We start from the raw sequence: 24,568 nt of genomic DNA, 5'->3' as shown, positions 1-24,568 counted from the left end.
CCCGGCCGCCCTTTGGCTCACCGAAGGACCGAGGCCGCGCGCATGTCGGCGGCCAGCGCGTCGCTCTGCTGCGGCGTGGCCGGCATTTGCGGCAGCCGGGGGTCGCCCACGTCGAAGCCCTGCAGGCGCAGACCCGCCTTCGACATCGTCACCCCGCCCAGGCGGCCCATCGCGTTGCACAGCGGGGCGAGGGAGACGTTGATCTTGCGGGCGGTGGCGATGTCCCCGGAGTTGAAGGCGGACAACAGCTCCCGCAGCTGCCCCGCCGCCACATGGGCGATCACGCTGATGAAGCCGGTGGCACCCATCGCCAGCCACGGCAGGTTCAGCGCGTCGTCGCCGGAGTAGTAGGCCAGGCCGGTCTCGGCCATGATCTGGCCGCCGCTGTGCAGATCGGCCTTGGCGTCCTTGATGCCGACGATGTTCGGGTGGCCGGCAAGCGCGTGGATGGTCTCGGTCTCGATCGGTATCACCGAGCGCGGCGGGATGTCGTAGAGCAGCACCGGCAGCTCGGTCGCGTCGGCGACCGCGGTGAAGTGCGCGACGAGCCCGGCCTGCGGCGGCTTGGAGTAGTACGGCGTGACGACCAGCAGGCCGTGGGCGCCCTCGGCCGCGCAGGCCTTGGCCAGCCGCACGCTGTGGGCGGTGTCATACGTGCCGGCACCGGCGATGACGCGGGCGCGATCGCCCACCGCCTCCAGCACCACATGCAGCAGCTCGAGCTTCTCGTCGTCGGTGGTGGTCGGCGACTCGCCGGTGGTCCCGGAGACCACCAGGCCGTCGCACCCCCCGTCCACCAGGTGGTTTGCCAGCCGCGCCGCCGCGGCGGTGTCCAGGGACCCGTCGGCGGCGAAGGGCGTCACCATCGCGGTCAGCAGGGTTCCCAGCCTCGCGGGGGCGTCGAATCCGACGGTGCTCACGGTCTTCAGGTTACCTGGCGGCGGCAAGGTGTTTTGCACCCGCGGCGGGCGTGCCGTCGTCTCAGCCGCCCCAGGAGTCACGGCAGGTCGAGGCATGTCCGATGTGCCCGCCTCATAGCGACAACGCGGCGGTCGTTGTCGCTGCGCTGATGGGATTAGGCGGCTACGCCTCGGTCGCCAACGGGCTGGTGGCGACCTCGGTGCCGTCGGCCAGCGTGGAGACCTCGAAGTCGGCGAACACGGCGGGCGCCACGTCGACGAGCTGGCGCAGGCACTCGATGGCCAGGCGACGGATTTCCACGTCGGCGTGCTCGCTGGCGCGCATCGCGATGAAGTGCCGCCACGCCCGGTAGTTGCCGGTCACCACGATCCGGGTCTCGGTGGCGTTCGGCAGCACCGCCCGCGCGGCCTGGCGCGCCTGCTTGCGCCGCAACACCCCCAATTTTTCGCCCGGCTCGCCCGTTGCGAACTTGGCCTCCAGCTTGGCCAGCAGCTCGGCGTACGTGGCCCGGCCGGCGTCGGCGGCCTCGGTGAGGATCCGCAGCAGCTCGGGGTCGTCGTCCATCCCGGGCGGGACGACGACCCGCGAGTCGCCCTCGGGCACATAGCGTTGCGACAGCTGCGAGTAGGAGAAATGCCGGTGCCGGATCAGCTCGTGGGTGCACGACCGCGAGATGCCGGTGATGTAGAACGACACGCTCGCGTGCTCGAGCACCGAGAAGTGCCCGACGTCGATGATGTGCCCGATGTAGCCGGCGTTGGTCGCCGTCTTCGGGTTGGGCTTCGACCAGCTCTGGTAGCAGGCCCGGCCGGCGAACTCGACCAGCGCCGGCCCGCCGTCGGCGTCGGTGGTCCAGGGCACGTCCGGCGGCGCCAGGAACTCCGTCTTGGCGATCAGCTGCACGCGCAGCGGCGCGGTCTCGGCCACGGCGCTCACCTTAACGCGACGGCCGCACCGCGAGTTCACCCGATATCAGCGGCGGCAGCGCCGCGTCGCGGAAGGCCGACAACCGCACGCATTCGGCGCGGCGGGCGTGGCACAGCGCGCCCAGGCCGGTGATCGTCCGCGACGCGGCGGGCGCCAGTCGCCGGACGTCGCGGACGCGGACCTCGAGCAGGTCGCGCGGTTGGATCCGCTGATGGCTGCCCGAGGTTCCGCCGACCTCGAGGCGCAGGGTCTCGGTGACTTCGGGTTGCCGCAGGGCCGACCACAGTGCCGACGTATCAACCCCGACCGGGCGCAGCACCACGAATTCGGTGCTGGCCAAGGCCATTTGCGCCGGCAACACCGGCACGTTCCAGATGCGCGGGATCCTCGGGTTGAGCTTCGCCACCAGCACGCACGGCCGCGACAGCAGGAACTTGCCGCTTTTCACCGACCCGCCGGCGACCAACGCGGGCGTGGCGCCGTCGTCGAACGCCGGGAGGCTGAAGTGGGCGACGACGTCGTCGAACCTCGCCGGCCCGAGCGGTGCCGTCGACCGCTCGGCCAGGCGAGACAACGGCACCCGCTCGGGCACCGCCTCCGCGATGGCCACCATCAATTGTTCGGCGGCGGCGATCACGCGTTCGTTGGCGGCGATCTTGTCGTCGACGGCGCCGAGCACCTCGGCGATCCGGCGCCGTTGCGGCGCCGCGACGGTCGACACCGAGACGTCGCGCAGGATCCGCTGGTTCAGCAGGGGTTGGCCGGATCCGGCGCGGTGATCGCCCAGCCCGCAGGTGTGCAGCGCGTAGTACCAGTACCTGGTGTCCCGCGGATCCTTGGCCCGGCATACCAGCGCGTTGTCGGTGACCCAGACCTCGGCATCGCAATACCGCAGGCTGCCGCAATAGGTGCCGACCCGGCCCAGGACGATGAGGGGGCCGGCCGCATTGTGTTGTGCCGCATAGCCGATCGCCCCATTGGAGCCGTAGACGCGAAAGCACCCGTCCGGCACCCGGCGCGGCGGGCTGGTTCCGTTGCTGAATTCGAGATGGTCGCCCAGCCTGGCCCTCACCGCAGGCGCCCCACCTGCTCGCGCACCAGCGCGTCCAGGCGCGCCGATTCGTCCAGCGCCGCCAGCAGGTCGCCGGTCAGCCGGGCGATCTTCTCGTCGACGGGCTCCCCGTCGTCGGCGGCGGCGGGCGGCCCGACATACCGCCCGGGGGTCAGGGCATAGCCGGCGGCCCTGATGTCGTCCAGCGACGCCGATCGGCAGAAGCCCGGAACGTCTTGGTACGTCAGGCCTTTGGCGGCGGACGACGGGGATCCGCGCCACGCGTGGTAGGTGTCGCCGATGCGCACCACCTCGTCGTCGGACAGGACGCGCTCCGCCCGATCCGCCAGGTAGCCCAGGCCGCGGGCGTCGATGAACAGCACCTGGCCGGCCCGCGCGGCCTTGTCCCGGGCGAAAAACCACACGCACACCGGGATGCCGGTGCTGCGGAACAACTGCCCGGGCAGCGCGACCATGCACGACACCAGGTCGGCCTCGACGATCCCGGCCCGAATGTCGCCCTCCCCCAGCGTGTTCGACGACATCGAGCCGTTGGCCATCACCACCCCGCCCGAGCCGCCCGGCGCCAGCTTGGACAGGATGTGTTGGATCCAGGCGTAGTTGGCGTTGGTGGCGGGCGGAACGCCGAAGCGCCAGCGCGGGTCCGCTTCGTCGCGGGCCCAATCCTTGATGTTGAAGGGCGGATTGGCCAGCACGTAGTCCATCTGCACGCCGGCGTGCAGGTCGTCGACGAACGTGTCGGCCCAGCGCGCGCCGAGCCCGGCGTCGTCGATGCCGTGGACGGCGAGGTTCATCTTCGCCATCCGCCAGGTCTGCTCGACGCTTTCCTGCCCGTAGATCGTGACGTTCGCGCGATCGCCGTCGCGCGCGGCGATGAACTTCTCGGTCTGCACGAACATGCCGCCCGACCCGCAACACGGGTCGTACACCCGCCCGCTCGACGGTTCGAGGACCTCGACGAGCACCCGCACCACGCTGGGCGGTGTGAAGAACTCGCCGCCGCGCCGGCCCTCGGCCCGGGCGAAGTTGCCCAAGAAGTACTCGTACACCTCGCCCATCAGGTCCCGCGGGCGGCGGCCGCCGGCCCGGCCGAACTGCGCGCCGTCGAGCAGGCGCACCAGCTCGCCGAGGCGGCGCGGGTCGAGGTTCTCGTACAGCCGCGGCAGCGTGGCGGCCTCCATCGCGTCGTCGACCAGCCGGCCGATGTCGGGCGATTCGGCGTTGTGCGCCAAGGACTTCCAGCGCGAATCGCTGGCGTGCTTGAGGAACACCAGCCCGAGGATGACGTCCTTGTACTGGCCCGCCGACAACGAGCCGCGCAGCTTGTTGGCGGCCTTCCAGAGCGTGTCCTTGAGCTCTTTGTCCGTCGCCCGCATCAGCTGGCCGCCCGCAGCTCGGCGGCCAGGTCGCCCCGGGTGGAGACGCTGAACCCGCCCAGGTCCAGCCACGACGCCATGGACCGCAGTTCGCCGGCGAGCGCGTCGACCACCCGCGGCCGCGTGATCCCCGGCTCGCCGAACGCCCCCAGCACGCGCAGCGCGTCGCCGGCCCGGTCGGCCTTGAGGTCGACGCGCGCCACCAGCCGCCCGTCCATCAGCAGCGGCCAGACGTAGTAGCCGTACTGCCGTTTGGCGGCCGGCGTGTAGATCTCGATGCGGTAGTGGAAGCCGAACAGCCGCTCGACCCGGGGCCGGAAGAAGATCAACGGGTCGAACGGGCACAACAGCGCGGTGCCCCGATCGACGCGCGGCACCGTCCGGCCCGCCCGCAGGTACGCCGGCGCGGACCAGCCGTCGACGTCGACCCGCTCGATCGCACCGGCGGACAGCAACTCGGCGATCGCCGGCTTGACCTGCTGGGCCGACAGCCGGAAGTAGTCGCGGATGTCGGCCTCGGTGCCCACGCCCAGCGCGGTCGCGGCGCGCAGGGTGAGCTCGCGGACCGCCTCGTCGTCGTCGACCTCGCGGGCCAGCACGCTCGCCGGCAGCACCCGCTCCACCAGGTCGTAGTGGCGCGCGAAGCCCACCCGGGTGGCGGTGGTGAGCACGCCGGACGCGAACAGCGCCTCGGCGACCCACTTGGTGTCGCTGCGCGTCCACCAGGTGCCCTTCTTGCGCCGGGGCTCGGCGGCCAGGTGCTCCTCGATCTGCCCGGCCGTGCTGGGCCCGAGCTCCGCGACGGCGGCGACGATGCGCTCGGCGAGGCGGGGATTGGCCTTCACGATGTGGGTGCCCCAGCGGCCGTGCCGATACTGCCGCATCCGCCAGCGCAGCAGCGGCCAGTCGTCGACCGACATCAGCGCGGCCTCGTGGGCCCAGTATTCGGCCAGCAGCCGCGCCGAGCGCGGCCCCCAGGCTGCGCGGTCCAGCACGTCGCGGTCGTAGGGGCCGAGCCGGCTGAACACCGGCGCGTAGTGGGCGCGCACCGCCACCGAAACCGAATCCAGCTGCAGCACTTGGATTCTCGATATGAGCCGCTTCAGATGCGCGCGGGTGATCGGGCCCGCGGGGCGGGGCTCGCTAAACCCTTGGGCCGCAACGGCAATGCGGCGGGCCTGCGCGGCGGTCAGCCTGGAGCTGCGGGGCGACACGCGCCGAGAATACCGGCTTTTCGCGGGTCGTCGGCGGCGGCGCGACCGGGCTCAGCCCGCCCGGGCTTTCCCGTCCACCGATACCAGGGCGCCCAGCTCCGGCGGATTCTTTCGTTCTTCGTATGCCGACTCGAGGGCGGCGGGGACCGGCTCCAGGTCGCGGTACACGGCCATCAATTCCTCGAGGATCTTGATCCGTTGCCGGCTCGCCTCGTCCACCGCGCGCAGGGCCTGGTCGCGATAGTGGTCGGCCTCCTGCTTCGCGTCGCCGAGGAGCTGCTCGCGCGCCTTGTGGGCGTCGGCGCGCATGCCGGCCAGTTCGTCCTCGAGCTGCTTTTTGGTCTCGGCGTACTCGGCTTCCATGGCCTTTTGCTGCTCGGCCATGTCGGCCAGCACCTCGTCGCGCCGTCGCTGGGCGGCCTCCGCCTCGGCCTCGGCCGCCGCGATCAGCGCTTCGGCCTCGGCCCGCGCCTCGGCCTGCATCTCGGCGGCCTCGTCGACCGCACGGCGCAGCATCTTCGCCATCCGCTGCTGCACCGCGTGCGGCGAGGTCGAGGTCTCGGTGAGGACGGCGATCTCCTTGCGCAGGGCGGCCGCCTCCTCGCCGGATTCCCGCAGCCGCGCTCGCAGGCTCTCGACGTCGTCGCGCAGCAACTGCTGCTTGGTGGCCAGCATCTCGATGTGCGCGTCCACGGCGCCGGGATCGTAGCCCCGGAACATGCGCGTGAACGTCTTCGCGGGTTCGGTTATCACTGCCACAATTCCCCCTCCTGGCAACGTCTGGTGAAAAACCCCGGCGATACCGACCCCGCGTCCGAGTATGTCACGGCCGCGCCGGGCAACTCACGCCCGACGGTAGCTGTGAAACCGGTAGCGCAGCCCGGTGCGGCTGACCTGCCACTCCCCCGTCGCGCCCAGCCACGACTCGTCGAGCGCCGGCGCCATCGCGTCCTCGTCGTCGCGCACCAGGTCGATCTCGACCTCGGTGACCTCGCACCGGGAGGCCAGCGGCAGCCCGAGCACGTAGATCTCCGCGCCGCCGATCACCCACGTCTCGGCCTCCGACGCGGAAATTGTCGAAGCGGCCTCGAGCGAACCGACCACCTCCGCCCCGTCGGCGCGGTAGTCGGCCTGCCGCGACAGCACGACGTTTCGCCGGCCCGGCAGCGGCCGGACCCGGGCCGGCAGCGACTCCCAGGTCCGCCGGCCCATCACCACCGTGTGCCCCATGGTCACCTGCTTGAAACGGGCCAGGTCTTCGGGCACCCGCCACGGGATGTCGCCGCCGCGCCCGATGACGCCGGACGTCGACTGAGCCCACACCAGACCCAGCGACGTCATATGCGGCTCATACCGCGACGGGTGCTTTGATCGCCGGGTGCGGGTCGTAGTTCTTCACGACGACATCCTCGTAGGTGTAGTCGAAGATCGAATCCCGGTGCGCCAGAACCAGTTCCGGATAGGGCCGCGGTTCGCGGCCGAGCTGGGTGCGCACCTGCTCGACGTGGTTGTCATAGATGTGGCAGTCGCCGCCCGTCCAGACGAATTCGCCGACCGACAGGCCGGCCTGGGCGGCCATCATGTGGGTGAGCAGCGCGTAGCTGGCGATGTTGAACGGTACGCCGAGGAACAGGTCCGCGCTGCGCTGGTAGAGCTGGCAGCTCAGCCTGCCGTCGGCCACGTAGAACTGGAAGAACGCGTGGCACGGCGGCAGCGCCATCTGCGGGATCTCGCCGACGTTCCACGCCGACACGATGATGCGCCGCGAGTCCGGGTCGGTGCGCAGCAGCTCCAGCGCGGCGCTGATCTGGTCGACGTGTTCGCCGGACGGGGTCGGCCAGGACCGCCACTGCACGCCGTAGATCGGCCCGAGATCGCCTGTCTCGCTTGCCCATTCGTCCCAGATGGTGACGCCGTGCTCGTGCAGCCACGCGACGTTGGAGTCGCCGCGCAGGAACCAGAGCAGCTCGTAGACCACCGACTTCAGATGCACCTTCTTGGTGGTCAGCAACGGGAATCCGGCCGCAAGGTCGTAGCGCAACTGCTGGCCGAACAGGCTGCGGGTCCCGGTGCCGGTGCGGTCGGATTTCGTCGCGCCCCGCTCGAGCACCAGGCGCAGCAGGTCCTCGTAGGGGGTCGGGATCGGCACGCGGTCAGCTTAGCGGCGATCGCAAGCGCGGCGAAGCCGGGCGCGGGGGTCGACGCCGACAAATTGGGCTCGACGGACCAGGAGTAGAACGAATGCCATGCCGAAGATCACCGACACTGTCACCACCCCCGACGGCTCGTGCCCCGTCGGGCTGTTCACCCCCGAAGGGTCCGATGGCCAGGGCCCCGGCCCCTGGCCAGGAGTAGTGATGTATTGCGATGCCGGCGGGGTGCGCGACACCTTCGACCAGATGGCGGCCAAGCTGGCCGGATTCGGTTATGCGGTGCTGCTTCCCGACGTGTACTACCGCAGCGGCGACTGGGCCCCGTTCGACATGGCCACCGTGTTCAGCGACCCCAAGGAACGCGGGCGCCTGTTCGGCATGATCGGCGGCATCACCCCGGACAAGATGGCCGGCGACGCCGGCGCCTTCTTCGACTACCTCGCCGCGCGACCCGAGGTGTCCGGCCAGCGGTTCGGCGTGTGCGGCTACTGCATGGGCGGCCGGACCTCGGTGGTGGTGGCCGGGCGCCTCGGCGACCGCGTCGCCGCCGCCGCGTCGTTCCACGGCGGCGGGCTGGTGACCGACGGGGCGGACAGCCCGCACCTGCTGGCCGACCGGATGACCGCGACGGTGTACGTCGGTGGCGCCGAAAACGACGCGTCCTTCACCGCCGATCACGCCGAACAGCTCGACAAAGGCGCTGACGGCGGCCGGCGTCCCGCACACCATCGAGTGGTATTCGGCCGGTCACGGGTTCGCCGTCCCGGACAATCCGCCCTACGACCCGGCCGCCGACGAACGCCACTGGGCGGCGATGACGGAGGTGTTCGGTTCGGCGCTATAGCGCCGGGCCGGCGGCGCTGTGAGCGCCGACCTCCTCGAGCAGCCGCGTCGCGGCCACGGCCGCACCGTCGGTGCGGATCTCGCCGGCGACGGCCTGTGCCCGCTCGCGGGTCTCGGGCGCCAGGGCGGACGCCAGCATCGCCGACAGCGCGCCCGCCGTCGGCGGCGCCACCAGCGCGGTGCCGATGCCCAGCTCGGCGACCCGGCGCGCCCAGTACAGCTGGTCGGCCCCCTGCGGCACCACCACCTGGGGCGATCCCGCCAGCGCGGCGGTCGTCGTGGTGCCCGCGCCGCCGTGATGCACGACCGCGGCAACACGGGGGAACAGCGCCTGCTGGTTGACCTCGCCCACGGCAAAGCAGTCGTCCCCGTCGTCGATCGGGGCCAGGCCGGCCCAGCCGCGGGCGAGCAGCGCGCGGCGGCCGTGCGCCCGGATCGCCTCGATGGCCGCCCGGGCGATGCTCTCCAGCGCCGGCACGGGCATGCTGCCGAAGCCGAGGTAGACCGGAGGTGCGCCGGCGTCCAGGAACTCCCTCAGCTCGGCCGGGAGCGGGCGGGTGTCGCGCAGCAGCCACGCGCCGGTCCGGACCACGTCGAGGTCGGCCGGCTCCGGCCATGGGCCCAGCGTGGGGTCCGCCGCGAGCCAGGGGCGGCCGGTGAAGGCGTGGTCGCGGACGTTGTCGACCGGTGACAGGCCGATCGCGGCCCGGTGCCGGTTCAGCGTCGCGCCGAAGTGCGCGTTCGCGTTCCGGGCGTCCAGGTCCCACAGCACCCGGTTGTCGACCATGCCCGGCGCCAGCGGCGCGCGCCAGAACGACGGCGGCGGGTGGTGCGGCGAGGGCAGGTCCGCCGGGTGATAGCTCGCGTACACGTAGTGGACGCCCAGCTTCTCGGCCACCGACCGCGCGCCGGCCGCGGCCGGCAGCAGGCCCGCCGCCACCAGCGCGTCACACCCCTGCGCCGCCGCGGCGACCGTGTCGAACTGCGCGGCGATCAGCTCGTCGATGTGGCGGCGCAGATCGGCCTCCGTCGGCGGCGTCGCGCCGGTCACCATCGCGCGCACCGACTCGCCGAACGGCACCAGCGGCACGCCGAGACCGGCGACCCGCTCGGCGAACTCCTCGTCCGGCGGCGCGCAGATGCGCACCTCCGCGCCGAGCGCCTGCAACTGCACGGCCAGCCCGACCAGCGGCTCGACGCCGCCGCGCGAATCGTAGGTCGAGAGCAACACGCGCATTTCGCTAGTGTGCAGCAGCGAAGCGCGCCGCATGCCCGACCTCGTTGCCCGGAGCCCTTTGCCGGACGAAATGGTTTTCATCCGTTTGAGGGAAACCTGGCGATCACCGCCAGCCGAATGCGACGTGCACGAAAGGGCAAGCAGCTTGCCCGTCGGCCGCCGCGCCCGCGAGCTGAAATTAGCGATTTCCGGCCAAAACCCTTGCTGTCACCGGCTATCGTCGGCCACTGGCACTTTCGCACAGTTGGCCGACGGCCTGCAAAAGAGTTTGCTGACAGGAGGCAGGCACGCCGCTTCAACGGCGTCGGAGCCTAGCGTGCAGCTAATAAACGGGACTAGGAAAAACGCGTCGATCCGATGGCCTGGCCCCCAAATAAAATTTAACATGTGACAAATAGCTAACGCGGGCACGGCGAACTATAGACTTATTAGTGCCCGTACCTTAACATTTGCTGGAATCGTGTTTAGCAATGAGCACGACTACCCGCTTCGGGGCGTAATGCCACGGCAACGACGGGGGTATCGTGACCGGGAACATTCCCACAGCTGTCAACGGTCGACGAATTGAGCGTCGAAGCCCGCGGCCGCCCAACCAGCGTCCGATCGACGAACTCCAGCGGATGCCGGCCTTGGTCGTGTTGGACCGGCTGCCCTCGCCGGCCCTGGCGGTCGACCGCCTGGGCGCCATCTTGTTCGCCAACGGATCGTTCTGCGACATGCTGGGCCGTTCCTGTGACGAGCTGCTCGAGATGGAGTTCGACCACCTCTTTTACCGCCTGCCGGCTGACGACGGCTGGGTCGCGCTGGTCGGCACGGGCGCGAAACGCCTCGTGGAGCTGCGACACAAATCCGGCCACTCGGTGTGGGCCAGCATGAGCAAGTCGGCGATGCGGCGCCGCGATGACACGATCGCGCTGGTCACCTTCCACGACCGCACCGACGAGCTGTGGCACAGCACCGACGGCCCGCGTTACGAGGCCGGCAGGTTCACCAGGCCCGACAACAGCGCGCGGTGGCGATAGGCGGTGCCGAGCGCCAACTGGTCGCTCTTGGCCCGCTTCAGGTAGAGGTGCGCCGGATACTCCCAGGTCATGCCGATGCCGCCGTGCAGTTGCACGCACTCCTCGGCGGCGTGGACGGCGATGCCGCTGCAGTAGGCCTGCGCGATGGCCGCAGCCGCCGCCGCGTCGTCGTCGCCCCGAGCGCACGTGTCGGCGGCGTAGCGCGCGGCCGCCGTCGCCGCTCCGACCTCGAACCACAGGTCCGCCAGTCGGTGCTTGATCGCCTGGTAGGAGCCGATCGCCCGCCCGAACTGCTTGCGCTGCTTGACGTAGGCCAGCGTGGTGTCGAGACACCACTGGGCCACCCCGAGCTGCTCGGACGCGAGCAGGGCCGCGGCGGTGCGCAGCGCCTCGGTGACGGCGGGGCCCGCCGGCCCCACCGGTGACGACGCCGCGCCCGAAAAGCTCACGCGCGCAAGCGGTCTCGTCATGTCCAGCGCCAGCACCGGCGTCACCTGCACGCCCGCCGCGGCGCGGGCAACGGTGTGCAACTCCAGCCCGTCCGGGCCCGCCACCGGCACCACCAGCACGTCGGCCTCCGCGGCGCCCGCGACGCTGCCGACCGATCCGCTCAGGCCCGCGGCGCCGCCGGTGACGCCCGCGACCGCATCGCCCGGCGCGGTGGACAAGGGCACCACCAGCGCCGCGGTGACCTCGCCGCGTGCCAGCGCGGACACCGTTTCCGTGTCGCCGGCGCCCAGCAGCGCGACCGTGGCCAGCACCGCGCTGGACAAAAACGGCACCGGCGCGACGGCCCGGCCGATCTCCTCCATGACGACCGCGGCCTCGCGCGCGGACGCGCCGGCACCGCCGAGCGCTTCGGGCACCAGCAGCCCGGCCACCCCGAGCTCCGCGGCCAGCGTCCGCCACAGCGCCGAAAAGTCCTGCGGCTCAGGGTCGTAGGCGCGGGCCACCGATTCGGGAGGGCAGCGCTCGGCGAACAGGTCGCGGACGCTGTCCCGCAACGCCTCCTCGGTGTCGGAGTACAGCAGGTCGCTCACCGGTCCAGGTCCTTCCATGGTCGGTCCTTGTCGACGCGGTGTTCGCCCGGCAGGCCGAGGATCCGCTCGGAGATGGTGTTGCGCAACACCTCCGACGTGCCGCCCTCGATGGAGTTGCCGCGGGCCCGCAAGTAGCGGTAACCGGGCTCGCGGCCGACCAGGTCGACCGTTTCCGGCCGGCGCATGGTCCAGTCGTCGTAGCGCAGCCCGCCCTCGCCGTGCAGCTCGATCTCGAACCCCGAAATCGCCTGGGCCAGGCGGGCGAACGCCACCTTCATGCCCGCACCCTCCGGGCCCGGCTGGCCCGCGGTGGCCTGCTGACGCAGCCGCTCACCGGCCAGCCGCAGCACCTCCGCCTCCACCCACAGCCGCATCAGCTCGTCGTGCATCGCGGGGTCGCGCAGCCCCGGCTCGGTTCGCCAGGCCTTGGTGACCTTGCCGATGTGGCCGCCCTCCCGTGGCGTTCCGGCACGGGTGCCGATGGCGACGCGCTCGTTGTTGAGGGTGGTGGTCGCGACGCGCCAGCCGCCGCCCTCCGGGCCGAGCCGATTGGCGTCGGGCACCCGGACGTCGGTGAGGAACACCTCGTTGAACTCCGCCTCGCCGGTGATCTGGCGGAGCGGACGGACCTCCACGCCGGGCTGGGTCATGTCGCACAGGAAGTACGTCAGGCCCGCGTGCTTGGGCACCGTCGGGTCGGTCCGCGCGACCAGGATGGCCATGCTCGCGTGCTGAGCCTGCGACGTCCACACCTTCTGCCCGTTGACAATCCAGTCGTCCCCGTCGCGGACCGCCCGGGTGGAGACGCCGGCCAGGTCCGAGCCGGCGCCGGGCTCGCTGAACAGCTGGCAGTAGATCTGCTCGCCGGTGAACAACGGGCGCAGGAACTTTCGCTTCTGCTCGTCGGTCCCGAACGCCGCGATCGTCGGCGCCGCCATGCCCATGCCGATGTAGTTCTTGACGGTGCCGCCCACCGGCGCGCCGGCCGCGGCCAGCTCGGCGTCGACGAGTTCCTGGGCTGTGCGCGGCAGGCCCAGCCCGCCGAACCCCTCCGGCAGGTGCACCCAGGCCAGCCCCGCATCGTATTGCGCCCCAAGGAATTCGCGCGCGTCGGTGGTGGCCGGGTCGTGCTCGTCCAGCAGCTTATGGACCCGCGCCTCGAGGTCCGCCTCCGGGCTCATTGGGCCTGGAACCCCTGCGCGGGGCCGAGCAGCAGGCCGCCGTCGATCACCATCGTCTCGCCGGTGATCCAGCTCGCCGCGTCCGAGACCAGGAAGGCGACGGCGCCGGCCACGTCGGCCGGCTCGCCGATGCGCCCGAGCGCGATCGTCGCCGCCAGCGGATCCTCGTGGTCCTTCCACAGCGCCTCGGCCAGCCGGGTGCGCACCACGCCCGGCGCAATCGCGTTGACGCGTACGCGCGGCGAAAGTTCGAGCGCCAGTTGCTTGGTGACGTGGATCAGCGCGGCCTTGGTGGCGTTGTACATCCCCATCGCCGGCGACTGGTGCATTCCGCCGATGGACGCGGTGTTGACGATCGCCCCGCCGTGCTCGCCCATCCAGGACTTGACGACGAGCGAGGTCCACAGCAGCGGGGCCCACAGGTTGACGTCGAAGATCTTGGTGAACCGCGCGTGGTCCTGGTCGATCAGCGGGCCGTACGCGGGATTCGTGCCGGCGTTGTTGACCAGGATGTCGACGCGGCCGAAGCGCTCCAGCGTCAGATCGACGCAGCGCCGCGCCGCCTCTTCGTCGACGGCGTGCGCGCCGACGCCGACGGCCTTCTCGCCGACCTGCGCCGCGGCCGCATCGGCCGCCTCCTGCTTGCGCGCGGTCAGCACCACGTCGGCGCCGGCCGCGGCCAGTTGCTGGGCGATCGCCAGCCCGATCCCGCGCGACGCCCCGGTGATGATTGCGGTACGGCCGGTCAAATCCAGTGACGTCATCGCGGTGTGCCTTCCCGTTCACTGCCTCGTTCGCTACAAGGATGTTTTACACATGTGAGTCCGTGGTATGCGACCGGCATGTTCACGAAATTAACCCTCACGAAAAGACTGGTAGTGGGCGGGGCTGCCGCCGCGGCGATCGCGGTCGCGCCGATCGCCATGACGGACCCGGCTGCTTCCGCCGCGACGCCTACCGGTCCCGCGCCCACGCACGTCATCTTCAAGGACGACCCGGGCGGCGGCGGCTGCGACGCCAACGGCAACTGCGGTTCCGGCGGCCAGAACCAAGGGCCCAACGGGGGTCCGGGTGGCCAGGGCTGCGTCCCCGGCGTCGGCTGCGGCTCCGGCGGCCAGTTCGCCGGTCCCGGCGGCGTGCCGGGCGGCACCGGCTGCCTGCCGGGCGTCGGCTGCGGTTCCGGACACGGATAGCATCTCGCCCCTCAGCCTCCCGGGAGCCTGGTGATCCAGGCCCGGGAGGCTGCCGGGTCGATCACGTCGTCGAGTTCGAACGTGGTGGCCGAGCGCAGCGCCTTGCCGTGTTGGTAGGCCGCCGCCACGAGCTTGTCGAACAGCTGCTGGCGCTGCGCGGGATCGGCCTCGGCCGCCAGCTCCTTGCTGAAGCCGAGGCGCACGGCGCCCTCCAGACCCATGCCGCCGATCTCGCCGGTCGGCCAGGCCACCGTGAACCGGGGCGCGCGAAAAGACCCGCCGGCCATCGCCATCGCGCCCAGCCCGTAACCCTTGCGCAGGATGATCATTCCCAGCGGCACGGTCAGCCGCGCGCCCAGCACGAACATCCGGCCGAAGCGGCGGACGGCGGCCTCCTTTTCCGCGTCGGGCCCGACCATGAATCCCGGGGTGTCGCACAGCGAGATCACCGGCAACCGGAACGATTCGCACAGGGCGAGAAAGTCGCCGGCCTTGTCGGCCGCCTCGGCGTCGATGGCGCCGCCGAGGTGGTGGGTGCTGTTGGCGATCAACCCGTATGCCACCCCCTCGACGCGCACCAGCGCGGTGACGATCCCGACGCCGTAGTCGGGCCGCAGCTCGCACACGGAACCGACGTCGACGATCGACGCGATCGCGCGGTGCACGTCGTACGCCCGTAACCGGTTCTCCGGCACCACATGCCGGGCCAGCCGCGGGTCGGGCGCCTCCCACTCTGCGAGCGCGCCCTGGAAATACGAGAGGTATTGCTTGGCGAGCGCGACGGCGTGCGCCTCGTCGCGGGCGACCATGCCGACGACGCCGTTATGCCGCTGCACGTCGATCGGCCCGATCGCCTCCGGCGGGTACACCCCCAGCCCGCCGCCCTCGATCATGGCCGGCCCGCCCATGCCGATGTTGGCGTCGGGGGTCGCGATGATCACGTCACATACCCCGGCGAGCGCGGCGTTGCCGGCGAAGCAGCGGCCGGAGACGATCGACACCAGCGGCACCCGCCCGCTCAGCGCGGCCAGCATCCGAAACGTCGGCACATCCAGTCCCGCGTGCCCGCCGACGTCGGTGTCGCCGGGCCGGCCGCCGCCGCCCTCCGCAAACAGCACCACCGGCAGTCCTTTTCGGGTGGCCAGCTCGAAGACGCGGTCGGTCTTGGCGTGGTTGCGCATGCCCTGCGTTCCGGCCAGCACCGTGTAGTCGTAGGACACGACGACGGCCTCGGCACCCCCGATGGTGGCGAGGCCGGCGACCAGGCCGTCGGCCGGGGTGTTGGCGATCAGGTCCTCTTCGGTGCGCCTGCTGCGCTGGGCGGCGATCGCCAACGCGCCGTACTCGACGAAGCTGCCCGGGTCCACCAGGTCGGCGATGTTCTCCCGGGCGGTGCGGCGGCCTCGCGCGTGCCGCTTGGCCACGGCCGCCGGCCGGCCCTCGTCACGGGTGAGCAGATGCCGGTGAGCGACCTCGTCGAGGTCGGCGCGCGGGCGATCGAGATCTACTGCGGCCGAGTATAATTCGCCGTCGACCCCCGCGCCCGTGCGGGTGAACACGACCAGGGGATCGCCGGTCCCGACGACCTGGCCGGGCGTCACCAGGCTTCGCACCGTCCGCAGCGTGTCCGGCGCGGCGAGCACATGTTGCATCTTCATCGCCTCGAGGACGACGACCTGCCCGCCGGCGGCGATCTCCTCGCCTTCGGCCGCCACCTCGATCACGGTGCCGGCCAGTTGCGCGCGCAGCGCCTCCTCGCCGGGATAGAGCTCGACCGGCGCCGCCCGGACGTCGTGCTGGTGCGACAGCGCGGCGGCGGCCAGCGCGGGCAGCTTCTCGTCGAGGAAATCCGTCGTCACCGAACCGGATTGAACCTGGCTGTCGCACAGCAGCTCGCGCAGCACGTCGATGTTCGTGCGGACGCCCTCGATGCCGAATTCGCCCAGGGCGGTGCGGGCCTTGCGCGCCGCGGCCTGCACCGATGATCCATGCACGTGGACGATGACCTTGGCCAGCAGCGAGTCGTATCGCGGGCTGATGACCAGCCCCGGCCGGCCGTAGGTGTCGACGCGCACGCCGGGGCCGCTCGGCGGCGAGAACGCGGTCAGCGTGCCCGCCGCGGGCACCACCGCCCCGTCGGCGGCGAAGGTCTCCGTGTTGACCCGGGCCTGAATCGCGATGCCGCGCCGCGCGGCCGGCTCGCCGATGACTTCGGTTCCGTCCGAAGCGATTCCGGCCGGAAGCCCCAACTGGTAGTACGACGCACCGCCGGCGATGGCCAGTTGGGCGGCCACCAGGTCCACGCCGGTCGTTTCCTCGGTGACCGTGTGCTCCACCTGGATGCGGGGGTTGACCTCGAGGAACACGAATCTGTCTCCGGCCACCAGGAATTCGACAGTGGCCACGCCGCGCAGTCCGACCCGGGCGCACAGCCGCGCCGCCGCCTGATGCAATGCGCGGCGCAGGCCGTCGGAAAGCCCTTGGGCGGGCGCGATTTCGACCAGCTTCTGGTAGCGGCGCTGGATGCTGCAGTCCCTGTCACCGAGCGCCAGCGCGTGCGTCTGGTGCCCGGCCACCGCGCCCACGACCTGGACCTCGATGTGCCGCGCGTCGGACAGCACCGCCTCGGCGAACACGGCGGGCTCACCGAAGCCGAGCCGCGCCTCCGCGGCGCACTGTTGGTAGGCGTGCTCGATCTGATCGGCGGCGCTCACCTTCCGCATTCCCCGGCCACCCCCGCCGGCGACGGCCTTGATCATGATGGCGCCGCCGTGGGCGGCGAAAAACGCCTGAATGTCCCCGACGCTGCTGGGCCCGTCGGTCGCCGGCAGCACGGGGACGCCGGCCGCCACTGCCGCGGCCCGGGCCGACGGCTTGTCGCCCACCAACTCGAGCACGTCGGCGGCGGGTCCGACGAACGTGTAGCCGGCGGAGGCGCAGGCGGCGGCGAATTCGGCGTTCTCGCTGAGGAACCCGTAACCGGGGTGAATGAGCTCGGCGCCGGAATTCTTGGCCGCCGCCAGCAGCTCGGCGTGATTCAGGTAGGCCGCCGGGCCCGCGCCCGGCAGGCCGATCGCCTCGTCGGCGGCGTGCACGTGGGGGCTGTCGGCGTCGTCTTCGGCGTACACCGCGACCGTCCGGATCCCCAGTTCCGTTGCGGTGCGGATGATCCGAAGGGCGATCTCGCCGCGGTTGGCGATCAGCAGGGCGCTCATCGGAGCGGGTCGCCCCAGCGCACCTCGCCGCGCAGCCTGCCCTTGAGCAGCTTGCCGCCGGCGTTGCGCGGCAGCGCCTCGTCCACCACCGTGACGTACTGGGGGACCTTGTAGTCGGCCAGCCGCTCGCGGCAGTGGTCGAGGACGGCCCGCACGTCGATCTCCGCGTCGCCGGGGAACAGCACGGCGCCGACCTTCTCGCCCATCACGTCGTCGGGCACCGCCAGCACGCAGGCGTCGGCGACGTTGGGCGCCGCCAGCAGCACCGCCTCGACCTCGACGCTGGAGACGTTCTCGCCGCCGCGGTTGATGATGTCCTTGAGCCGGTCGACGATGTGCACCCGCCCCGCGTCGTCGACCCGGACCACGTCGCCGGTGTGCAGCCAGCCGCCGGCGAAGGTGTCCCGGGTGGCGTCCGGCCGGTTCCAGTAGCCCGCGGTGACATTGGCGCCGCGCGCGACCAACTCGCCCACGCCCGGCTCGTCACCGCCGAATGGGATCAGGCCCAGGTCCACCGAGGGGACGGCGTAGCCGACGGAGTCGGCGTGCTCGACGGCGTCGCGGTCGGGCAGGACGGTCATCAGCGAGGCGGTCTCGGTCATGCCGTACCCGTTGAACACCGTGGCCTGGCCGAACGCCTGCTTCACCGCCGTGACCAACGACGGCGCGATGGGCGCGCCCCCGTAGCCCACCCAGCGGACGCCGGACACGTCGGCTTGCGCAAACCCCTTGTGCCGCAACATCAGCGCGTAGATGGCCGGAACGGTCACCATGACCGAGATGCGCTCGGCGCTCAGCGTCGCGATCAACTCGTCGAGGTTGAGCGCGGGCATGATCACCGACGCTCCCCCGAGGCGCATGGCCGCCAAAAGCTGTGAGTTGCAGCCGGTCACGTGGAACAGCGGCACCGAGATGAGCGTCCGCATCCCCTCGCCGAGGTCCCTGGGCTGGTCGAGGCAGCGGATACCGTTCTCGGTGTTGGTCACGAAGGCCTCGTGCGTGGTGGGCACGCCCTTGGGGTGGCCGGTGGTGCCCGAGGTGTAGAACAGGGCGGCCGTGTCCGTGGGGCCGAGCCCGTGGGTCACGTACGGCTGGCCGTCGGGCAGCGGCGCCTCCGGGGACAGGTCCACCCGCGCGCCCGAGTCGGACAGGACGAACTCGACCTCGGGGCGCGCCGAACGCGTATTGACCGCCACCGCAACGCCGCCGGCCATCACCGTGCCCCAGAACGCCAGCACCCAATCGATGCCCGCCGGATGGCGCACGGCCACGCGATCGCCCGGGCTCAGCCCGTCCGCGCGCAGCCCGCCGGCCACTCGCGCCGCGCGCTCCCACAGCTGCCGGTAGGTCAGTCGGCCGGCGCCCAGTTCGACCACGGCCTCACTGTTCGGGCGGTTGTCGACCTGCTCGGCGAGCATGTCCAGCAGGGTCGCGGGCAAGCGGTCGTAGCGCGGGACGCCGGCGGCGTCTCGGGACACACCCGTCGTCGGGAATGGGTTGTGGCCGCGCGGAATTTCGATCACTGGAGGCATGCCCTGTCCCTGTATCCTCCTGCCCTATCGTGATAGCGGTGACGATCGAGGATTCCGCCATCATGCCCGAGGCGTTCTTCACTGTCGACGGCGACTCCTTCCTGCCGGGCCCGATGACGCGCGGACCGTGGGGCACGGCGCTGGGCGGCCAGAACGTCGGCGGGCTGCTGGCGTGGGGAATAGAGCGATCCGGCCTCGATCCCGAGCTGCAGCCCGCCCGCCTGACCGTCGATCTGCTGCGCCCCGTCCTGCCGGAGCCGGTGCGGATCGAGACCTCGGTGCAGCGCGAGGGCAGGCGCATCAAGCTGGTCGACGGCGCCCTGGTGCAGAACGGTCAGACCGTCGCGCGGGCCAGCGCCCTGTTCCTGCGACGGGGCGAACATCCCGAGGGCGAGGTGTGGTCCGGCCCGGTCGAGATGCCGCCGCTCCCGGCCGGCTCCGACGGCTTCCCGACCGACATGCCGTTCCTGATCTGGGGCTACGGGGCCACAACCGACGGCAGCCCGGGCATCGCGGCGGGCGAGTGGGAACAGGCGCATTCCCAGAAGTTCGCGTGGACGCGGCTGTTCCGCCCGATGGTGCAGGGCTACCCGCTCACGCCGTTCACCCGCTTGGGGTTCGTCGGCGACATCACTAGCTCGCTCACCCATTGGGGCACTGGCGGTTTGCGGTACATCAACGCCGACTACACCGTCACCGCGAGCCGCCTGCCCGACGGCGAATTCCTCGGGCTGGCGGCCCAAAGCCATTACGGCACTGCGGGTGTGGCCACCGGCAGCGCGATCCTGTTCGACCGGCACGGTCCGCTCGGCTCCAGCACGGCGCTGGCCATCGCCCAGCCCGCCGATGCTTTCCAGCCGAGTTATCAGTAGCTCAGCCCATCAGCTGGGCGGCCACCGTCGCGCCCAGTTCCCAGCACGATTCCAGGTCGGCCTTGCTGGGCTTGCCCGAAACCACCACGGTCGGTGCGGCTTTCGTCCAACCCAGGCCGGTCGTGATGGCCTCGATGCCCCGCTCGGCGCCCTCGGTGCCCTCGTTGCCGTGCAGGTACACCCCGAACGGCCGACCGCGCGTCGCGTCGAGGCACGGGTAGTAGCAGACGTCGAACGCGTGCTTGAGGGCGCCGCTCATGTACCCCAGGTTGGCCGGCGTCCCGAGCACGTAGCCGTCGGCGTCGAGCATGTCGGCCGGCGACAGGGTGAGCGCGGGCCGGCGCACGACGTCCACGCCTTCGATCTCGGGGTCGGTGGCCCCGGACACGACCGCCTCGAACATCTCCTGCGTGTGCGGGGACGGCGTGTGGTGCACGATCAGCAGCGTCTTGCTCATCGGTCTGCCTGCATGGTGACCGCGGTCTTCATGGCCTCGCGCGCCCGTCGGCGATCGCCCGCGTAGTCGTAGGCGCGGGCCAGCCGGTACCAGCGCCGCCAGTCGTCCGGGTCGGCCTCCACCTCCGTGCGCACCGTGGCGAACAGCGCGTCGGCCGCGTCCCGCTCGATGCGGCCGGAGGCCCGCCGCGGCAGCGCGCTGATGTCGAGTTCCATTCCGTCCGCGGCGATCAGGCGGGCCAGCCGCTGGTGGGCGAAGCCGGCCCGCAGGGTGGCGACCATCGCCCACAGCCCGATGACCGGCATGACGAGCAACGCCGCGCCCAGGCCCACGGCGGCGGCGCGGCCCGACCCGATCATCGCGAGGGCCAGGCGGCCCAGCAGCACGAAGTACGCCAGCATCGCCACGCACAGGAACGCGATCAGCAGCTGGATGCGCAGCGTCTTGGTCATTGCAGGTTGAGCAAGGGCTCGAGGCCGACCGTGAGGCCGGGCCGTTCCCTGACGCGCCGCACGGCCAGCAGCACCCCCGGCACGAACGACGTGCGGTCCAGGCTGTCGTGGCGGATGGTCAGCGTCTCCCCCTCGGTCCCGAACAGGATCTCCTGGTGGGCGACCAGCCCGGCCAGCCGCACCGAGTGCACCGGTATGCCCTCGACGTCGGCGCCGCGGGCGCCGGGCAGGCTGCTGCTGGTGGCGTCGGGGTTGGGCGGCAAGCCTTTTCGGGCCTCGGCGATCAGCTTCGCGGTGCGGGCCGCGGTGCCCGACGGGGCGTCGGCCTTGTGTGGGTGGTGCAGCTCGATGACCTCGGCCGAGTCGAAGAACGGCGCGGCCTGCTTGGCGAAATGCATCGACAGCACCGCGCCGATCGCGAAGTTGGGCGCGATCAGGACGGAGGTTTTTGTGCCGGCGAGCCACGCCTGAACCTGGTCGAGGCGCTCCTGGGTGAAGCCCGTCGTGCCCACCACGGCGTGAATTCCGTTGCGGATGAGGAACTCCAGGTTTCCCATCACCACGTCGGGGTGGGTGAAGTCGATGACGACCTCGGTGTGGCCGTCGGTGAGCAGGCTCAGCGCGTCACCCTGGTCCACCTCCGCCGACAACGTCAGATCGTCGGCGGCTTGGACGGCCGAGACCATCGTCGACCCGACCTTGCCCTTGGCTCCCAGCACGCCTACCCGCATGGGTTTCACCCTAGACCGCGGGGTCGCGGGCGCTCGGTGTCCCCGCACGTGCCAGTCCGCTTTGACGAGTTTGGAAGCTGTTTCACAGCTGGAAACGTTAATGTCAAGTCATTAGCGGCGCCGATCTTTGATCGCAGCAGCCCTATTCAATAGCGCGCTTCTTTCAATCCGTCGTTTTGGCAGAGGAGATGAAGCTATGACGGCATACACGCGCAACGGCCGGTTTATCCGCCTGGCGGCGGTGGGAGGCTCGCTTCTGGTCGCCGGAGTCGCCTGGGCCGGCCCGGCCGGGGCCGACGCCTCCTCCTACCTCAGGGACCTGCACAACGCCGGCATCCGCGACGTCGACGGGGGCGACGCCGCGCTGTTGCAGGTGGGCACGAAACTGTGCACGCAGGTGTCCTACGGTGTTTCGCCCGCGACGCTGAAGACCATGGCGTTGCAACGCTCGGATGCCACACTCGGCGCGGGTGGGCTGACTCCCGCTCAGGCGAACGAACTCGTGAATTACGCGGTGGCCGATCTCTGCCCGAACTATTGATCGGGGGCCGGCCGAATTTCGCTTTATCCACAGTTCGGCTTTCATCCACAGCGGCCGCGTAAATCGTTATTGATGTCGGCTCCGCCCGGTATTGTTTCGAACATGAGTTCGATCGACATGCCGGCAGAGGTGTCTGCCGAATTGGACGCGCTCGACGCGGCCGTGGCGGTGATCGACCAACGCAATTTCGACGCCCTGCCCCCCGCGGTCCGGCTGCGCGCGCTGGAACGCATGGAAACGGCGGTGCGACGGCAGGTCGCGTCGAGTCACGACGTCATCGCCGGCCTGGCCAAGGAGGACCCCGCACACGTCGGCGGGCCGGTCCACAAGGTGGTTGCCGACTGGCTGCGGGTCAGCTGCGCCGAGGCCGCCCGCCGGCTCCGCGATGCCGGGCAGCTTTCCCCGCGCCTGACGCTCACCGGCCAGGAATTACCACCCGAGTTGCCCGCCACCGCCGTGGCGTGGCGCGACGGCCTGCTCGACGGGCAGCACCTGCGGGTGATCCAGACGTTCTTTCGCGGCCTGCCCCAGGAGACGCCGGTCGCCGCCGTGGAGAAGGCGGAGCGCTTTCTGGCGCGGCAGGCGACCAAGCTGCGTCCCGACCAGCTGGAGAAAGCCGCGCACCGGTGCGCGCTGCTGCTCAACCCCGACGGGAAGTACTCCGACGCCGACCGTGCCCGGCGGCGCGGGTTCACCTGGTGCGGCCAGCGTGCCGACGGAATGAGCGTCGGAAAGCTGGTTGCGTCCCCGGAGCTGCGCGCCAACATCGACGCATGGCTGGCGCGTTTCGCGGCGCCCGGAATGTGCAACCCCGATGACGAAACGGCCTGCGTCACAGCAGAACCCGGCGAGGACCGCGCGCGTCGGGACACCCGCAGCCACGCCCAGCGCCAGCACGACGCGCTCAATGCCCTTGTCCGCGGGCAGCTGGGCGATCCAAAGCTCGGCCAACACAACGGCTTACCGGTCACCGTCATCGTGTCGACCACGCTGCAGGAGCTGACCTCGGCGACGGGTCGGGCGGTGACCGGCGGCGGGACCGTGCTGCCCATGCGCGACCTGATCCGGATGGCCAGCCACGCCTACCACTACCTCGCCGTGTTCGACGAGCACTCGAACCGCCCGCTGTACCTCGGCCGGACACGCCGCATCGCATCACCCGACCAGCGCATCGTCCTCTACTCGAAGGAACGCGGCTGTACGCATCCCGGCTGCGACGTCCCGGGCTACTGGTCGGAGGTCCACCATGTCACCGAGTGGGCGGCCGGCGGATCGACCGACGCCGACAACCTCACGTTCGCCTGCCCGCCATATCACAAGCTGATCGAAGACGGTTGGACGACAAGGAAACTGCCCAACGGCCGCACCGAGTGGATCCCGCCGCCGGACTTGGACCGCGGCGCGCGCACCAACGACTATCACCACCCGGAGCGCCTCTTCGATGACGACGAGGACGACGATGACGACGGGGCCCCTTGAGGCGCTTGACCGCGCGCCTACCTCTTGAACCGCCCCGCGAAGCCGCGCAGCGGCAGGTCGGCGCTAGTGATCAGCCCCGGCGCCGCCGCCACCACCGACTTGATGGCGGCGAGGGCGGGCATGCCGGTCACGGTCATGCCGATGGAGGCGAAGTTGTCCGGGTTCGACAGGTCGACGCCGGGCTTGGGGAAGATCATGTGCTTGTTGTAGATGCACGGGTCGCCCTTGACCTGGGTGATGTAGCAGCCCTTGATGTTCCAGCTCGGATCGGTGTGCGGGGTCATCTGCCACTCCAGGTGCGTCTCGACGCGGGGCACCCCGTCCACCATGCCCTGGTACTTGATGTAGTTGCCGCCCAGCGAGCCCTTGGGCAGCGTGTACCAGCCCAGGTCGACGTCCTTGGTGCAGGCGCCCAACTCGTAGCTGAACTTCACCTCGTCCAGCGGCAGGTCGAAGCAGTCGGCCATCATCAGCACGCTGTCGGCGAAGACGCGGGTGTACTTCTCCAGCTTCCCGGGGATCTCCGGGTCGTCGACCGGCTGGCCGTAGCCCACCTCGATCCAGGTGTCCTTGGAGTGGTGGCAGGAGACGTCGACGGACTCGATGGTGGTGACGTTCTCGATGTCGGCGACGTCGGCCGAACACACCACGCCGAGGATCTGGTTCAGGCCCGGGTTCATGCCGGTGCCGTAGAACGTCGCGCGCCCCTTTTCGCAGGCTGCGGCCAGCAGCTGGGTCACCGGCTTGCCCGACGGGTGCGGATGGTTCTTGTCGCGGTGCCAGCCGGTGATCCAGTCGGCGGTGGTGACGATGTTGATGCCCGCCTCGAGCACTTTGACGTAGAGGTCCTCGTCGGGAAACACGCCGTGAAAGGTCAGCACGTCCGGCTTGGCGGCGATGATCTCCTCGATCGTGCCGGTGGCCGTCACGCCGTTGGGCCCGATGCCCGCGAGCTCGCCGGCGTCGCGCCCGATCTTGTCGGGCGAATAGCAATGCACGCCAACGAGTTCCAGGTCGGGCTGCGTGGCGATCCGCTTGATCATCTCCGAACCGACGTTTCCGGTGGCCACCTGGAAGACGCGGATCGGTCGAGCGGGTGCGGTCATTTCG

23 protein-coding genes and 1 pseudogene are annotated in these 24,568 nt (G+C 70.8%); 6 read left to right on the top strand and 18 right to left on the bottom strand.

The features are described 5' to 3' along the window. Positions 1–17 precede the first annotated feature (17 nt). From dapA to AWB89_RS19275, 8 genes are all read right to left on the bottom strand, one after another. The gene (gene dapA, locus AWB89_RS19310) at positions 18–920 is read right to left on the bottom strand and encodes a 4-hydroxy-tetrahydrodipicolinate synthase (protein ID WP_085175984.1); all 903 of its coding nucleotides are present in this window, start codon (positions 918–920) and stop codon (positions 18–20) included. Positions 921–1,083: 163 nt separating this feature from the next. Further along, positions 1,084–1,848: an FAD-dependent thymidylate synthase gene (thyX, locus tag AWB89_RS19305; protein ID WP_085175982.1), complete on the bottom strand. Its 765-nt coding sequence runs from the start codon at positions 1,846–1,848 to the stop codon at positions 1,084–1,086. A 10-nt stretch (positions 1,849–1,858) separates the two neighbouring features. After that, positions 1,859–2,920 (bottom strand): restriction endonuclease subunit S, encoded by a 1,062-nt coding sequence (locus AWB89_RS19300; protein WP_085175839.1) that lies wholly within the window; start codon positions 2,918–2,920, stop codon positions 1,859–1,861. Beyond that, on the bottom strand, positions 2,917–4,296 hold the full coding sequence (locus tag AWB89_RS19295; RefSeq protein ID WP_085175837.1) for a class I SAM-dependent DNA methyltransferase: 1,380 nt from the start codon (positions 4,294–4,296) through the stop codon (positions 2,917–2,919). Before AWB89_RS19295 ends, AWB89_RS19300 begins: the two co-directional genes overlap by 4 nt. Next, positions 4,296–5,510 (bottom strand): winged helix-turn-helix domain-containing protein, encoded by a 1,215-nt coding sequence (locus AWB89_RS19290; RefSeq protein ID WP_085175835.1) that lies wholly within the window; start codon positions 5,508–5,510, stop codon positions 4,296–4,298. The genes AWB89_RS19295 and AWB89_RS19290 overlap by 1 nt, the downstream gene beginning before the upstream one ends. 51 nt (positions 5,511–5,561) lie before the next feature. Beyond that, positions 5,562–6,263: a DivIVA domain-containing protein gene (locus tag AWB89_RS19285; protein ID WP_085102793.1), complete on the bottom strand. Its 702-nt coding sequence runs from the start codon at positions 6,261–6,263 to the stop codon at positions 5,562–5,564. A gap of 90 nt (positions 6,264–6,353) precedes the next feature. Then, complete coding sequence (locus AWB89_RS19280; RefSeq protein ID WP_085175833.1) at positions 6,354–6,851, bottom strand: dihydrofolate reductase; 498 nt, start codon at positions 6,849–6,851, stop codon at positions 6,354–6,356. Between the two features lie 7 nt (positions 6,852–6,858). Continuing rightward, positions 6,859–7,659 (bottom strand): thymidylate synthase, encoded by an 801-nt coding sequence (locus tag AWB89_RS19275; protein WP_085102789.1) that lies wholly within the window; start codon positions 7,657–7,659, stop codon positions 6,859–6,861. Positions 7,660–7,756: 97 nt separating this feature from the next. On the opposite strand from AWB89_RS19275, the pseudogene AWB89_RS19270 reads away from it, so the two are divergent. Further along, positions 7,757–8,507 (top strand): annotated as a pseudogene (locus AWB89_RS19270) (dienelactone hydrolase family protein). On the opposite strand, the gene AWB89_RS19265 reads toward AWB89_RS19270, so the two are convergent. Continuing rightward, on the bottom strand, positions 8,502–9,743 hold the full coding sequence (locus AWB89_RS19265; RefSeq protein WP_085175980.1) for a glycosyltransferase: 1,242 nt from the start codon (positions 9,741–9,743) through the stop codon (positions 8,502–8,504). The pseudogene AWB89_RS19270 and the gene AWB89_RS19265 overlap by 6 nt on opposite strands. Positions 9,744–10,363: 620 nt before the next feature. Here AWB89_RS19265 and AWB89_RS19260 point away from each other — a divergent pair. Then, the gene (locus AWB89_RS19260) at positions 10,364–10,765 is read left to right on the top strand and encodes a PAS domain S-box protein (RefSeq protein WP_241520536.1); all 402 of its coding nucleotides are present in this window, start codon (positions 10,364–10,366) and stop codon (positions 10,763–10,765) included. Here AWB89_RS19260 and AWB89_RS19255 read toward each other — a convergent pair. Genes AWB89_RS19255 through AWB89_RS19245 form a run of 3 tightly spaced genes read right to left on the bottom strand, consistent with a single transcriptional unit; the run spans position 10,714 to position 13,750 of the window. Next, positions 10,714–11,823, bottom strand: a complete 1,110-nt coding sequence (locus AWB89_RS19255; protein ID WP_085175831.1) for an acyl-CoA dehydrogenase family protein — start codon at positions 11,821–11,823, stop codon at positions 10,714–10,716. The two genes, AWB89_RS19260 and AWB89_RS19255, sit on opposite strands and share 52 nt — an antisense overlap. Next, the gene (locus AWB89_RS19250) at positions 11,802–12,986 is read right to left on the bottom strand and encodes an acyl-CoA dehydrogenase family protein (protein ID WP_085175829.1); all 1,185 of its coding nucleotides are present in this window, start codon (positions 12,984–12,986) and stop codon (positions 11,802–11,804) included. The genes AWB89_RS19255 and AWB89_RS19250 overlap by 22 nt, the downstream gene beginning before the upstream one ends. After that, positions 12,983–13,750 carry an SDR family oxidoreductase gene (locus tag AWB89_RS19245; protein ID WP_085102781.1) on the bottom strand — a complete coding sequence of 256 codons (768 nt, stop codon included), beginning with the start codon at positions 13,748–13,750 and terminating at the stop codon, positions 12,983–12,985. The genes AWB89_RS19250 and AWB89_RS19245 overlap by 4 nt, the downstream gene beginning before the upstream one ends. Before the next feature lie 78 nt (positions 13,751–13,828). On the opposite strand from AWB89_RS19245, the gene AWB89_RS19240 reads away from it, so the two are divergent. Further along, positions 13,829–14,179 (top strand): PE-PGRS family protein, encoded by a 351-nt coding sequence (locus AWB89_RS19240; protein WP_085103126.1) that lies wholly within the window; start codon positions 13,829–13,831, stop codon positions 14,177–14,179. Positions 14,180–14,190: 11 nt separating this feature from the next. Here the strand turns inward: AWB89_RS19240 and AWB89_RS19235 are convergent, their stop codons facing one another. Continuing rightward, positions 14,191–17,394 (bottom strand): acetyl-CoA carboxylase family protein, encoded by a 3,204-nt coding sequence (locus AWB89_RS19235; RefSeq protein ID WP_085175827.1) that lies wholly within the window; start codon positions 17,392–17,394, stop codon positions 14,191–14,193. Beyond that, positions 17,391–18,926: a class I adenylate-forming enzyme family protein gene (locus AWB89_RS19230; RefSeq protein ID WP_170929204.1), complete on the bottom strand. Its 1,536-nt coding sequence runs from the start codon at positions 18,924–18,926 to the stop codon at positions 17,391–17,393. Before AWB89_RS19230 ends, AWB89_RS19235 begins: the two co-directional genes overlap by 4 nt. Positions 18,927–18,964: 38 nt before the next feature. Between AWB89_RS19230 and AWB89_RS19225 the strand changes: the two genes are divergently transcribed. Further along, complete coding sequence (locus AWB89_RS19225; RefSeq protein ID WP_174627852.1) at positions 18,965–19,798, top strand: thioesterase family protein; 834 nt, start codon at positions 18,965–18,967, stop codon at positions 19,796–19,798. A 1-nt stretch (position 19,799) separates the two neighbouring features. On the opposite strand, the gene AWB89_RS19220 is transcribed toward AWB89_RS19225, so the two are convergent. Genes AWB89_RS19220 through dapB form a run of 3 tightly spaced genes read right to left on the bottom strand, consistent with a single transcriptional unit; the run spans position 19,800 to position 21,438 of the window. Continuing rightward, a complete protein-coding gene (locus AWB89_RS19220) occupies positions 19,800–20,255 on the bottom strand; it encodes a flavodoxin family protein (protein WP_085102775.1) in 456 nt (151 codons plus the stop codon). Continuing rightward, positions 20,252–20,707 carry a hypothetical protein gene (locus tag AWB89_RS19215; RefSeq protein WP_085175825.1) on the bottom strand — a complete coding sequence of 152 codons (456 nt, stop codon included), beginning with the start codon at positions 20,705–20,707 and terminating at the stop codon, positions 20,252–20,254. The genes AWB89_RS19220 and AWB89_RS19215 overlap by 4 nt, the downstream gene beginning before the upstream one ends. Then, positions 20,704–21,438, bottom strand: a complete 735-nt coding sequence (dapB, locus tag AWB89_RS19210) for a 4-hydroxy-tetrahydrodipicolinate reductase (RefSeq protein WP_085102771.1) — start codon at positions 21,436–21,438, stop codon at positions 20,704–20,706. The genes AWB89_RS19215 and dapB overlap by 4 nt, the downstream gene beginning before the upstream one ends. Before the next feature lie 196 nt (positions 21,439–21,634). Between dapB and AWB89_RS19205 the strand changes: the two genes are divergently transcribed. Together AWB89_RS19205 and AWB89_RS19200 are read left to right on the top strand one after the other, a co-directional pair. Beyond that, positions 21,635–21,979, top strand: coding sequence for a DUF732 domain-containing protein (locus AWB89_RS19205; RefSeq protein WP_085102769.1), 345 nt, complete (start codon positions 21,635–21,637; stop codon positions 21,977–21,979). 102 nt (positions 21,980–22,081) lie between these two features. Then, positions 22,082–23,458 carry an HNH endonuclease signature motif containing protein gene (locus AWB89_RS19200; RefSeq protein ID WP_085175823.1) on the top strand — a complete coding sequence of 459 codons (1,377 nt, stop codon included), beginning with the start codon at positions 22,082–22,084 and terminating at the stop codon, positions 23,456–23,458. 17 nt (positions 23,459–23,475) lie between these two features. On the opposite strand, the gene AWB89_RS19195 is transcribed toward AWB89_RS19200, so the two are convergent. Then, positions 23,476–24,564: an NAD(P)H-dependent amine dehydrogenase family protein gene (locus tag AWB89_RS19195; RefSeq protein ID WP_085175821.1), complete on the bottom strand. Its 1,089-nt coding sequence runs from the start codon at positions 24,562–24,564 to the stop codon at positions 23,476–23,478. Positions 24,565–24,568 lie beyond the last annotated feature (4 nt).

Source organism: Mycobacterium paraense, assembly GCF_002101815.1.
Classification (GTDB): Bacteria; Actinomycetota; Actinomycetes; order Mycobacteriales; family Mycobacteriaceae; genus Mycobacterium; species Mycobacterium paraense.
This window is presented reverse-complemented; position numbering and strand designations above follow the sequence as displayed.